Consider the following 12,328-nt stretch of genomic DNA (forward strand, 5'->3'; position numbering starts at 1 on the left):
CGCGATCGTCGATCAGTCAAGCCGTTCCGCTTGACTTCTTCTGCGTCAGCGTCGAATAATCGTCGTAGTAGTCAAACCAGTGATCTGAGTCACCCGGATCAGTCAGCTCAAGGGAGAGCGGATGGCATACGTAATCGGAGTGGACGTCGGCGGCACGTTCACGGACGCCGTCCTCGACGACGGCGAAGGCCTGCTGATCGCGGGCAAGACCCCCTCGACCCCGCCGGACTATTCCGACGGCGTGATGGACGTGCTCGGCGTGCTCGCGGAGCAGCTCGGCGTGCCGGTGGCGGAGATGCTGGCGAACACCCACCACATCGCGCACGGCACCACCTCGTCGCTCAACGCGCTGGTGATGAACCGCGTCCCGGACATCGGCTTCCTGACGACCAAGGGCCACCGCGACTCGATCTACATCATGAACGTCGAGGGCCGCTATCTCGGGCGCGCTCCGGAGGAACTCCAGAACCCCATCGCGCAGAGCAAATCGCACGGGCTGGTCCGCAAGCGCCACGCGCTGGAGGTCACCGAGCGCGTCGACCGCGACGGCCGGGTCGTCGTCCCGCTGAACGAGGACGAGGTCCGCGACGCGGTGCGCGCCCTCGTCGCCGACGGCATTTCGGCGATCGCGGTGTCCCTGCTGTGGTCGTTCCGCAATCCCGCGCACGAACAGCGGATCCGGGAGATCGCGCACGAGATCGACCCCGGCCTGTTCGTGGCGATCTCCAGCGAGGTGTCCCCGCGCATCCGCGAGTTCGCGCGCAACGCGACCACCATCATGAGCACCCAGGTCGGGCCCGGCCTCCGGGACTACCTCGGCGAGCTGGAAAGCAAGCTGCGCAAGGAAAACCTGTCCGGACCGCTGCTGGTGATGCAGAGCAACGGAGGGGCCGTCGCGGCCGCCGAGGCTCCGGGCAACGCGATCTCCACGGTCGGCTCTGTGCTCACCGGCGGCGTGGTCGGCGCGGTGTCGCTCGGCGAGCAACTGGGCCACCGCAACATCATCGCCACCGACGCGGGCGGCACCACCTTCCTGGCCGGGCTCGTCGTCGACGGCGAACCGGTGCGGTCGTCGACCACGATCATCAACCACCATCCGATCAACGTGCCCACGCTGGAAGTGCACGCGATCGGCTCCGGCGGCGGCGCGATCGCATGGATCGACGCGGGCGGCAATCTGCAGATCGGCCCGCACAGCGCGCAGGCGGTCCCCGGCCCGGCCTGCTACGGCAACGGCGGCACCGAACCCACGAACACCGACGCGAACCTGGTCCTGGGGATCATCCCAGAGCGCGGTCTGCTGGGCGGGCGACGGGCGCTCGATGTCGGGCTCGCACGCGACGCGATCCGCACCCGCATCGCGGAGCCGCTCGGGCTGAGCGTCGAAGAAGCCGCCGCGGCGATCTACGAGGTGCAGAACGCGCAGACCGGCGACCTGCTGCGGAAAACGGTTGTCGAGGCCGGGCACGATCCGCGCAACTTCATCGTTTACGCCTTCGGCGGTTCCGGGCCCGCGCACTGCGGTCTGTACGCGCAGGAGATCGGCGCGACCGATGTCGTGGTACCGCTGGGCCAAGTCGCCTCCGCGTTCTCCGCGTACGGGCTCGCCTCGTCGGACATCGTGCTGGCCAAGGAACTTTCCGATCCGGCGGCGCTTCCGCTGGACCCGGCCCGCGTGCAGCGCAACTTCGAGGAACTCGAAGCCGAGGTCCGTGCGATGCTCGAACGGCAGGGCATGCAGTTCTCGTCCGTGGAAATCGAGCGAGAGATCGACATGCGCTACACGATGCAGCTGGCCGAGGTGGCGACCTCGATCCCCAACGGCGCACTGGCCGCCGAGGACGTGGCCAAGGCGGCGGATCTGTTCGAGACCCGCTACGCCGCGCTTTTCGGCAAGGACAGCGGGTTCCGCGAGGCGGGCATCCAGGCAATCACCTATCGCGTGCGCGGCACCGGCGTCCTGCCGTTTTCGCCGACGCTGCCGGAACTGGAAAAGGCCGATTCCGCGGACGCGGCCGCGGCTCTCACCGGAACCCGGAAGGTGTGTCTCGGCGCCAGCCGCGGCTACGCCGACACCGCCATCTACGACTACACCAAGCTCCGGGCAGGCCACGTGCTGCGCGGTCCCGCGGTGATCGAGGTGCCCACCACCACCGTCGTGGTCCCGCACGACACCACCGGAACCATCGACCGGCTCGGCAACCTGCACATCGCGCTCGACCAGGCCTGAGCGACCAAGGAGAACTGGCATGACCGCACCGATCCCCGGCTCGGAAATCTTCTCCAGCCGCCCGCTCGACCCGGACGCGCTCAGCCGCGCCGTCGGCGGCACCGTCCCCCTGCACACCGTCACCCAGGAGCAGATCGACGCCGTCGACCCGCTCACCTACGAGGTCATCCGGCACCGGCTGTGGTCGGTCACCGACGAGATGGGCGAAGCGCTCAAGCGCATGTCCGGCTCCCCGATCGTCACCGACGCCAACGACTTCGACTTCGCCGTCAGCGACGAGGTGGGCCAAGAGGTCCAGGTCGGCCTCTACAACACGATGCTGGTCGGCGCGGTCGACCTCGCGATCTACTGGACCCTGGAGAACCGGTCGGAGAACCCGGGCATCGCCGACGGCGACATGTTCCTCTGCAACGACCCGTGGGTCGGCGGCGGGCTGCACCAGAGCGACGTCATCGTGTACCAGCCGATTTTCCACGAGGGCAAGCTGTTCGCGTGGACCAGCGCCATCTGCCACGAACCGGATCTCGGCGGCTCCGGCCTCGGCTCGTTCGACCCGGGGGCCAAGGACGTCTTCTCCGAATCGGTGCCCACACCGCCGATCAAGGTGGTCCGCGACCGCGTCCTGCAGCGCGACGTCGCCGACGCGTGGACCCGCCGCTCGCGCGTGCCGATGCTCGTCGGCCTCGACCTGCGCGCCAAGATCGGTGCCAACACCGTCGGCCGCGACCGGCTCCTCGCGGTGATCGCGCAGTACGGCGCGGACACCGTCAAGGCCGTGATGAAGCGGATGATGAACGACTCCGAATCGCGGCTGCGCGCCAAGCTGAGCGGCCTGCCCGACGGGACCTGGAAGGCCACCGGCTACCAGGACCAGGCCTCGACCGGCGACCGCGGGCTGCACAAGATCACCGTCGCGATGACCAAGTCCGCAGACCGGCTGATCTTCGACTTCACCGGCACCGACCCGCAGACCGGCGTCATCAACTGCACCTACGCCGGCATGCGCGGCGGCGTGATGCTCGCGCTGCTGCCCATCCTGGCCGGGGACATCCCGTGGGCCGCGGGCGGGCTGATGCGCTGTTTCGACCTGATCTCCGAAGAAGGCACGATCAACAACGCCACCTTCCCCGCCGCGGTCAGCCGGGGCCCGATCGGACCGGCCTGGCTCACCGGGAACCTGATCGCCGAATGCCTCGCGCAGATGCTCGACCGCGACGTCGACCTCGGCAAGAACGTCCAGGCTTCGTGCTGCGGCACCTGGGACACCGCGATCGTCGCCGGGCTGGACCAGCGCGGCGAGCAGCCGGTGCCGTTCCTGAACATCATGATGGAGCCCATGGCGGGCGGCTACGGCGCGCGCCCGGTGGCCGACGGCATGGACACCGGCGGACTGTTCTGCATCCCGATGGGCCGGATCCCGGACACCGAAATGACCGAATTCCTCTACCCGCTGCTGACGCTCTGGCGCCGCGAAGAGCCCGACTCGGGCGGTCCGGGCCGCATGCGCGGCGGGGTGAGCGCTTCGCTCGCGGTCACCCCGTACGGCAGCAGCCTGCCGATGGGACTGGTGTTCGCTTCAGCGGGGAAGGCGGTAGCGCAGAACGGCGGCCTCGCCGGCGGTCTCCCCGGCAACACCGGTCTCGAAATCCTGGCGCGCGATTCCGGGGTGCAGGAACTGCTTTCGTCCGGCCAACTGCCCGGCAGCCTCGACGAACTGAACGGCACCAAGGAAATCGGCGCCTGCTACGCGGAGAGCTACCTGGCTCCCGGCGAGGTGCTGTACATGCACTGGCAAGGCGGCGGAGGTTACGGCGACCCGCTGCGGCGCGAGGCCGACGCGGTGGCCTGGGACGTGGTCAATGGCAAGGTGACCGCCGAGGGCGCCCGCACCAACTACGGCGTCGTGATCGCGAACGGCGAACTCGACCAGGCGGCGACCGCCGACTTGCGGGCGAGCATGCTGGACGAGCGGCGCGACCGTTCCGAGACACCGCTTTCCCAAGAGGCGACGGTGGATCTGCGCAACGCCCGCCGGATCGACGACAACCTGGCCGAGGTCGCCATCGGCGAGGCCCGCGTGATCGCTTGTGCGCACTGCGGCCGGCTGCTGGGCGACACCAAATCCGGCAAGCTCTCGCTGGCCCGCTACGAGGGGCCGTCGAGCACGGCAGGACCGCAGGTCGTCTCCGCTCCGTCGGAGTACGTGGACGCCGAGGTCGTGTTCCGCCAGCAGTGCTGCCCGGGCTGCTGGTCCGCGGTCTACTCCGGCGTCGTCCCGGCCGACCACCCCGACCACGTCGGCGAACTGACCGCGCTGCTGCCCGCCGCGCCGATCGACTGAGGAGCCGTTCAGTGACCGCATCCGACTGGGACGGGCGAGTTGTCCCATACCCCGCCGATCGCGCCCGCCGCTACCGGGCCAGCGGCGAATGGAGCGACGCGCCGATCAGCGCGCGGCTGCACGAATCCGCGCTGCGGCACGGCGATCGCCCCGCGCTGATCACCGCCGAAGGCACGCTCAGCTACCGTGAGCTCGACGAGCGCACCGACCGGATCGCCGCCGCACTCGGCGGACTCGGCCTGCGTCGGCTCGATCCAGTGCTGTTCCAGGCGACCAACCGGACGGCGACCGTGCTGGCCTGGTACGGCTGCCTCAAGGCGGGCCTGGTGCCGGTGGCGACGCTGGCGCAGCACCGGATGCACGAGATCGGCCACATCAGCCGCAAGGTCGGCGCGGTGGCGCATCTGGTCGAAGCCGGGCTCGGGTTCGATCTGGTGGAGTTCGCCCGCCACGCCGCCGACGGGCACCCGACGCTGCGCACCGTCCTCACCGTCGGCGCGGCGGCTTCCGGCACACACCGCATCGAGGACCTCGGTGCCGACATCGATCCGGCTGAGGCGCGGGCGTTTGTCGAAAGCGTCGAGGCCGTAACCGATCCTCAGGACGTCGCGGTGTTCCAATTGTCCGGCGGGACAACGGGAGTGCCGAAGGTGATCCCCCGGATCCACGCCGAGTACTGGAACAACGCCCTCCTCTACGCCCAGGCATTGGGCTGGGACGCCGGCACCCGGCTCGCGCACCTCATCCCGATCATCCACAACGCCGGAATCTCGTGCGCTCTGCACGGCGCCCATTCGGTCGGCGCGGCCCTCGTCCTGGCCACCCCCGACCACGTCGCCGCGTTCGCGCTGATGGCCGAGCACGGCGTGACCGACGTGCTGATCGGGCACGGTCACTACCAAGCCGTCCGGTCCGCCGAATTCGACCCGGTCCTCCGCACGCTCCGGGGCACAATGCTGTCGGGCGCGAAGGTGCCGGCGGAACTGTTCCGGCGGGTCGACGACGGCGGGACGCGCTGGGCCGGGCAGATGTTCGGGATGTCGGAAGGCATGTTCCTGGTCGGCCGGTCGGGCGATCCGGAGTCTGTGCGGAGGACGACCGTCGGCACGCCGATCGCGCCGTCGGACGAGGTCCGGATCCTCGAACCGGGCACCGAAACCGAAGTCCCGGACGGCACCGTCGGCGAGCTGTGCTGCCGCGGCCCGTACACCATCCCGGGGTACTTCGACGCGCCCGAGCACAACGCGACCGCGTTCACCTCGGACGGCTTCTACCGCACCGGAGACCTCGCCGCGGTCCACGTCGTCGACGGCAAGCGGCATGTCTCGATCGAGGGCCGGATCAAAGACCTCATCAACCGCGGCGGCGAGAAGGTCAACGCCGAGGAGGTCGAGGTGCTGCTGATGAAGCACCCGGAGGTCGCGGTCGCCTCGGTGGTCGCCATGCCCGACGCGCGGCTGGGCGAGAAGGCCTGTGCGTTCCTGGTGTCCGCGACCGGCACGACCCTGACGATGCCCGAGGTGCAGCAGCACCTGGACGCGCTCGGCGTGGCCAAGTTCAAGTGGCCCGAACGCCTGGTCTGGGTGCCGGAGCTGCCGAAGACCAACGTCGGGAAGATCGACAAGAAACGTCTCCGGGCCGACGCAGCGGCGCCGCTCGCGGCCGAAACGACCCCGCAAGGAGCCGGAGCATGAAGCTCGACACCATCGCCGTCCTCGGCGGCGGGCCGGGCGGGCTGTACGCCGCCCGCCTGCTCAAACGCAGTCATCCTGGTGCCGAGGTGACCGTCTACGAACAGGGCGTGCCGGACAAGACCTTCGGCTTCGGCGTCGGCCTGGCGTCGCGGACCCAGCGGAACCTGCGGCTCGCCGACGAGGAATCGCTCGACAGCATCGTCGCGGCGGCACACGGGCACGAGATGTCGATGCGCGTCGGCGACTCCGAAGTACGTCTCGCGCACGGCGAACTGCTCGCGATCGGCCGCGCGACCTTGTTGGCCGTACTGCAAAAGCACGCCGAAGCCGCCGGAGTCGAACTGCGCTTCGGCGAACGCCGCGCGGTGGCAGAACTCGATGCCGACCTCGTCGTCGCCGCCGACGGGATCTCGAGCGCGACCCGGACCGAACTGGCCGGGGAGTTCGGTCCGGAAACGGCCGAAGGCGAGGGCCTGTATCTGTGGTGCGGCACCGATTTCGCGTTGCCGAGGGCAATCTTCACCCCGGTCGTCACCAAGCACGGCACGTTCGTCGCGCACGCCTACCCGTATGCCGCCGACCGCAGCACTTTCCTGATCGAGACCGACGAAAAGACATGGCGGCGAGCGGGGTTCGACGTTTCCACCCACGAGACTCCCAACGGAGAGAACGACCAGCCGTCGCTCGATTACCTCCAGGAAGCGTTCGCCGAGACCCTGCAAGGAAACCGGTTGATCGGCAACCGCACCAAATGGCTCCGGTTCCGCACGATCCGGTGCCGCCACTGGCACACGCGCAATGTGGTGCTGCTCGGCGACGCCGCGCACACCGCGCACTACTCGATCGGCTCCGGGACGAAGCTCGCCATGGAGGACGCGATCGCGCTCGACCGCGCGGTGCTCGCCGCCGGGACCCTCGACGATGCCCTCGCCGCGTACGAGGCGGAGCGGCGGCCCGCCGTGGAACACCTCCAGGACATCGCCGAGCGCTCGATGGCGTGGTGGGACTCGTTCCCGGACCGCTTGTCGATGCCGGTGGAGCAGCTGATGGTCGCCTACATGACGCGGGCCGGGAAGGTCACCGTCGACCGGTTCGCCGAGTCTGCTCCGCAGGTCGCCGTCCCCGGCCTCGCGGCGTTCGGCGGGGTCGAGGCCGGCGAGGTCCCTTCTCCGGCCGCGGTCACGGAGTGGATCCTCGACCGGCCGCTGGCCTCGGGCGGGCACCAGTTCCCCTGCCGCACCGCCCCCGAGGCACTGCGGGCCGCGGCCGGAACGCTCCCCGTCGAGATCTCGGTCCGGCCGTGGAGTCCCGAAGCGGCCGAGCTGATCACGGGCCTGCCGCCCGCCGCCGCGTACTGGCTGACCGGTCCCGGCGACCGCGAAGCGACGCTCGACCGGCTCGATGTCGGCGAGCGGATCCGCCGTGCGACCGGCGCGCTCCTGGTCGCGGACGTGCCCGCCGAGTTCCGCGCCGTCGCCGCGGGCGCGCTCGCCAGCGAGCGTGTCGATCTCGTGGCCTTCACCGGGTGATGGACTAGCCTTGGCCGCTATGACTTCCCCTGCCGCCGATCCGCCGCCCAAACGGCGGGGCCGCCCCAGCGTGCGGCGCGAACTCGTCGAACGGGAGATCAAGGAGAACGCCGCGCGGCTGTTCGCCGAACGCGGAGTCGCCGGGACCACGCTGCAGGACATCGCCGACGCGACCGGCCTGACCCGCCAGGCGGTCTACCACTACGTGGCGAGCAAGGACGACCTGTTCGCCCAGCTGGTCAGCGAAATCGCCGACCAGCCCGCCCAGCTGCTGCACGAGATCAACGCGCTGGAAGGCCTGGACCCGGTCGCCAAGCTGCGCCGCATGGCGCGGTCGCTGGCGCTGAACCAGATGGCGGACCCGGACCGGTTCCGGCTGATGATCCGCTCGGAATCGGATCTGCCCGAGCACCTCGCCACGTCCTACCGGGCCAGCCGGCGGCGCGTCCTGAAGGAACTCGTCGAGGTGATCGACGGCGGCATCGCCGACGGAAGCTTCCGCAACGTCAACGCGCGCACCGCGGCGCTGGGCGTGATCGGCATGCTCAACTGGATCGCCTGGTGGCACCAGGAAGGCGGGGACGACCAGGAAACCGCCGACCAGCTCGCGGAGATGGCCGTGCGCACCGTCCGGAGCGACGACCGCACGCCGGAATCCCCGACGGTGGAAGGGATTCTCGCCAACGTCCGGGTCGAACTGGACCTGGTCGAGCGCTTGGCGGGCGGCACCGGGGACGACCGACCGCCGCACTAGCCCCGGGGCCGCGGTGGTGCGGGTCCTGCCCGTCCGAGGCCGGAAACCGGGACCTCGGCGGGCGGGGCTCACCCGGCGGACCCGAGCAGATCGTCGGATAACACGCGGAGCTGGGCCAAGCAGGTCCTCGCCCTCACCGCAGAGATCGTCAAACGGGGTTCTGCCGATCAATCTTCTCAAGCTCGCCGCCGGCGCGCCGGAACGACCACAGCGGACCACAAGACCTCAGACAGGCTCGTCGCCCCGAGCGACGCGTCAGCCTCCTCGAACTCGCAAGCGCTCGGCGAGCCAGGCAGGATCGTCCCACGGCACGCAGGCTTAAACTATGTCCGTGACTGCGAACGAGCGTGCGCCTGTTTCAGGCGACACGCTGCCCGGCGATGGGTCCTCTCGTGCCGAACGTGTCGCGAAAGCGATCGCTGACCAGGCCAGCAGCATGGAGCCCGGTTCGCGGCTCGGCACCAAGGAAGCAGTCCGGGCCAAGTGCAAGGTGTCGGTCGGCACGTTCAACGAGGGACTGCGGTTAGCGCACTCCCGCGGTGTCGTGGACGTTCGGCCGGGCCCGGGCGGCGGGCTGTTCGTGGCACAACCGTCGCCGATGGTCCGCTTGGGAAACGCTGTCTTGGCGCTGGACAGCGCTGGGCAGGATGTTGCGTACGCGCTGAGGATGCGGAACGCGCTGGAGTCCTTGGTGATCGACGATGCCGTCCGCTTCGCCTCGGGCCGTGACCGGCGACGGCTGGGATCGCTGCTCAAGCCCATGAGAAACGCCGTGGACGAGGACGATCCTCTCGCCTACTTGCAGGCGAACTGGGCGCTCCACGCCGCGATCGCCGAGATTTCGCCGTCGCCCATCCTGCGATCGGTCTATCTGGCTCTTCTTGACGTCATCCAGAACCACACGGTGGCCGTCATTTCGGAGGGGCCGGGCACGATCGGCCAGATGACCGATCGGCTCAAACTCCACGAGGAACTCGTCGACGCGATCGTGAACCGAGACGCGGACCGGGCTGCCGAACTGGCCGGCCGGCACTCCATCGAGTCCGCGTAACCGCCGCTGGCAACCACACAACAGCTCGGAGTTCCCGTCTCGTTCGGAAGCCGTCTGTTCGGCGAGCACGACGTCCCGAACCTCGGCCGCATAGCTGCTCTTTCCTCAGCCGTGCCCGGAGATCATCAGGTCCGCCAGGTCCTCCGGTTCGAGGAGGGAGGGCGGTGGCGGCGGACCCCAGGTGAAGAGACCGCGCGCTCCTTCAAGCACTTCCGGCGTCCACAACGCGTCCTCCGGGATGCAGTCCATGTCGCTGTGGTACTCGGCGAAGTTGCCTGCTGGGTCCTTGAGGTACCAGAAGAAGTTGCTTCCCGCGTAATGCCGGCCCAGACCCCACGCGTGCCGAGCCGGGTCGCCTTCCAGCATGTCCATCGCTCCCCGGCCGACCTGGTCGACGTCCTCGACCTGCCAGCTGGTGTGGTGCAGGAAGGGCACGGGGGCGCGCTGGACGAGCAGGTTGTGGTGATCGGTCGAGCACCGAAGGAACACTCCCCGGTCCTTGACGATGTCGCTGACTTTGAAGCCCATGCCCTCGACGAAGAACCGCTTGGTGGTCTCGAAGTCGGTGGTCCCGACAACGAAATGGCCCAGCCGCCGCGGACGCACCCGATCGGTCCGCACGACCCCGTCGGCGCGGGCGTTGACGCGGTCGAAGCGCCCGGGTCCGTTATAGCTGGGAGCGGGTTCCGGTTCCTGAACCAACCGCGGTCGCACGATCACCCGCACCGTCAGCGCAGTGGCTGGCTCGACAGCGATGCACTCCCTCGTGAACGCCTCGCCGACCGCGGCGGCGTCGAAGCCGTGCTGTCGCAGGTTCGAAGCGATGCGGTCGCAGTCCTCTGGCGTATCCGCGGCCAAGGCGGCCTCCATCAACCGCCGGAAAGGGCTGTGCACCAAGCGAAGCTGCTCGCCCGCGTCGACGGTGCCGAAGACGATCGCCCCGTCGGGGTCGGGTTCCGGACGGCGGATGAGTCCGAAATCGTCGTAGAACTGTGCGGTCGCCCCGACATCGGGGACGCCGAGGGTGAGGTTCGAGACGCGATGCAGAGCCATCGCTTTCCCCGCCTTTCTGGGTTTGGGTTCGGCAAGTCAGCGGGTCAGGCGCGAGCCGTGGACTCGGCTGCCACCTGTCCGAGCAGATCGTCGACCAGGAGCGGGAGACCGTCCCGGTCGGAACCGCCGAAGACGTAGAGATCGGGACGTACGAGGACGAACTCGATCTGTTTCTCCTTCAGGTAGTCGGCATAGCTGTCGTCCGCGTCGATGAGCGCACCGGCCCCGAGGCTGTCCCGCGGCGCGTCAGACGGATCGAGCCGGATCCAGGAAACGCCAAGGCGCTCCAGGACGGAAATCTGTTCATCACGCAGGAAATCCCGCGGATCGGGCCCGACCGAAATGACGGAGAACGTGAAGGGCTCAACGAACTCGTCGAGCAGCGCGGTTTCGGTGCCGCGGGTGACCCGTGCCTGGATCCCGTTCTCGCCGGCCGGTCCCGCCAGGGCACCCGATTCGTCTCGATGAAGGACGCCGGCGATCAGCTGAGGGAACTCCGGCAGCGGCGGCGTGTAGCCGTTCCGGAACATCTCGTCCCGGCGTCGAGCCTGTTCTTCGTCGACGATGCAGGGAATCTTCCCGCTCTCCAGGGAAATGACTGTCCAGTCGCGCACGTGCGGTTCGCGCTCGATCTGGTACGAGTCCAGGAGGGAGTCGTCCGCCAGCCCCTTCAAGACCAGGTCGAATTTCCAAGCGAGGTTGCGAGCGTCGCGCATCCCCGAGCACATGCCTTGGCCCAGGAACGGCGGCATGGTGTGCGCCGCGTCTCCCGCCAGGAAGACGCGCCCGGAGCGCCACTCGCGAGCCAGCCTGGCCTCGAACGTGTAGATCAGGTGCCGGACCGGGACGACGTCCTCGTCGGTGATCCCGAACGGTTCGAGCAGCTCCCACACCTTCTCGGGACGAAGGAACTCTTCGGCATCCTCCTCCGGGCGCAGATGCCATTCCCACCGTCGATGGCTGTTGCCCAGTGGGAGCACCGTGGTGGGGCGACGCGGGTCGCAGACCTGGCCGCAATCGAAGGGCAGCGAGAACGGTCGCGTCATGCGCGCGTCGACGACCAGCCACCGCTCGTTGAACCCGAGATCGTCACGCCCGATGCCCAGGTGCTGACGGAGGCGGCTGTTCGCCCCGTCCGCGGCCACGAGGTACCGGCCGCGAAGGGTCCGGCGCTCACCAGTTCCCTGCGGAACCGGCGAATCCGGCACGATTGCCGTCGCCTCGATGGTGAGTTCGACGTGATCCGCGTGCTGGACAAGGTCGATCGCCTGCCAGCCGCGGAAAGTCTCGATGCTCGCGGCTTCGTCGACGCGCTCGATGAGCGACTGTTCGAGGACGGCCGAGTTGAGCATGTAGTCCGACGCCCAGCCCGAGATGCTGTGCTGCTCCCACGGGAACGACAGGAGGGTCTCGCCGACGCCGTTGATCCAGATGTACTTCTCGCCGACGAAACCGTCCTCGAGGACCGGCTCTTCAGCGTCGACCTGCTGCAGGAACCGCATGATCTCGTGGTCGATGTGACCTGCCCGGGGCAAGCCGTACGGCAGCGGCTGCTTGTCGAGAACAATCCCGGTGCGGCCCATCCGCCCCCACGTCGCGGCCATGGTCAGCCCCACGGAGCCGGCGCCGACGATGATGAGGTCGACGATCTCGCTCGAAGTCTCCTGATTGCCCAT

Annotated in this window: 8 protein-coding genes; 6 read left to right on the top strand and 2 right to left on the bottom strand. The window is 68.9% G+C overall.

All coding sequences use genetic code 11. The features are described 5' to 3' along the window. Window positions 1–121: 121 nt before the first annotated feature. From ACFSVL_RS39525 to ACFSVL_RS39550, 6 genes are all read left to right on the top strand, one after another. The gene (locus ACFSVL_RS39525; RefSeq protein WP_378312113.1) at window positions 122–2,230 is read left to right on the top strand and encodes a hydantoinase/oxoprolinase family protein; all 2,109 of its coding nucleotides are present in this window, start codon (window positions 122–124) and stop codon (window positions 2,228–2,230) included. 19 nt (window positions 2,231–2,249) lie between these two features. Beyond that, window positions 2,250–4,571, top strand: a complete 2,322-nt coding sequence (locus ACFSVL_RS39530; protein ID WP_378312115.1) for a hydantoinase B/oxoprolinase family protein — start codon at window positions 2,250–2,252, stop codon at window positions 4,569–4,571. A gap of 11 nt (window positions 4,572–4,582) precedes the next feature. Next, window positions 4,583–6,265: a (2,3-dihydroxybenzoyl)adenylate synthase gene (locus ACFSVL_RS39535; protein ID WP_378312116.1), complete on the top strand. Its 1,683-nt coding sequence runs from the start codon at window positions 4,583–4,585 to the stop codon at window positions 6,263–6,265. After that, window positions 6,262–7,794 carry an FAD-dependent monooxygenase gene (locus ACFSVL_RS39540; protein WP_378312118.1) on the top strand — a complete coding sequence of 511 codons (1,533 nt, stop codon included), beginning with the start codon at window positions 6,262–6,264 and terminating at the stop codon, window positions 7,792–7,794. Before ACFSVL_RS39535 ends, ACFSVL_RS39540 begins: the two co-directional genes overlap by 4 nt. 19 nt (window positions 7,795–7,813) lie before the next feature. After that, window positions 7,814–8,548, top strand: coding sequence for a TetR family transcriptional regulator (locus ACFSVL_RS39545; RefSeq protein ID WP_378312120.1), 735 nt, complete (start codon window positions 7,814–7,816; stop codon window positions 8,546–8,548). 331 nt (window positions 8,549–8,879) lie between these two features. Next, window positions 8,880–9,599, top strand: coding sequence for a FadR/GntR family transcriptional regulator (locus tag ACFSVL_RS39550; protein ID WP_378312122.1), 720 nt, complete (start codon window positions 8,880–8,882; stop codon window positions 9,597–9,599). A gap of 105 nt (window positions 9,600–9,704) precedes the next feature. On the opposite strand, the gene ACFSVL_RS39555 is transcribed toward ACFSVL_RS39550, so the two are convergent. Beyond that, window positions 9,705–10,652 carry a VOC family protein gene (locus ACFSVL_RS39555; RefSeq protein WP_378312123.1) on the bottom strand — a complete coding sequence of 316 codons (948 nt, stop codon included), beginning with the start codon at window positions 10,650–10,652 and terminating at the stop codon, window positions 9,705–9,707. Window positions 10,653–10,696: 44 nt separating this feature from the next. After that, on the bottom strand, window positions 10,697–12,328 hold the full coding sequence (locus ACFSVL_RS39560) for a bifunctional 3-(3-hydroxy-phenyl)propionate/3-hydroxycinnamic acid hydroxylase (protein WP_378312125.1): 1,632 nt from the start codon (window positions 12,326–12,328) through the stop codon (window positions 10,697–10,699).

It is taken from the genome of Amycolatopsis silviterrae (assembly GCF_042684085.1).
In the GTDB taxonomy this organism is placed as follows: domain Bacteria; phylum Actinomycetota; class Actinomycetes; order Mycobacteriales; family Pseudonocardiaceae; genus Amycolatopsis; species Amycolatopsis silviterrae.

Coding starts and splice junctions, on each gene's coding strand:
- ACFSVL_RS39555 (WP_378312123.1), bottom strand. CDS start 10,652: ATGGCTCTGCATCGCGTCTCGAACCTCACCCTCGGCGTCCCCGATGTC.
- ACFSVL_RS39545 (WP_378312120.1), top strand. CDS start 7,814: ATGACTTCCCCTGCCGCCGATCCGCCGCCCAAACGGCGGGGCCGCCCC.
- ACFSVL_RS39540 (WP_378312118.1), top strand. CDS start 6,262: ATGAAGCTCGACACCATCGCCGTCCTCGGCGGCGGGCCGGGCGGGCTG.
- ACFSVL_RS39525 (WP_378312113.1), top strand. CDS start 122: ATGGCATACGTAATCGGAGTGGACGTCGGCGGCACGTTCACGGACGCC.
- ACFSVL_RS39560 (WP_378312125.1), bottom strand. CDS start 12,328: ATGGGCAATCAGGAGACTTCGAGCGAGATCGTCGACCTCATCATCGTC.
- ACFSVL_RS39530 (WP_378312115.1), top strand. CDS start 2,250: ATGACCGCACCGATCCCCGGCTCGGAAATCTTCTCCAGCCGCCCGCTC.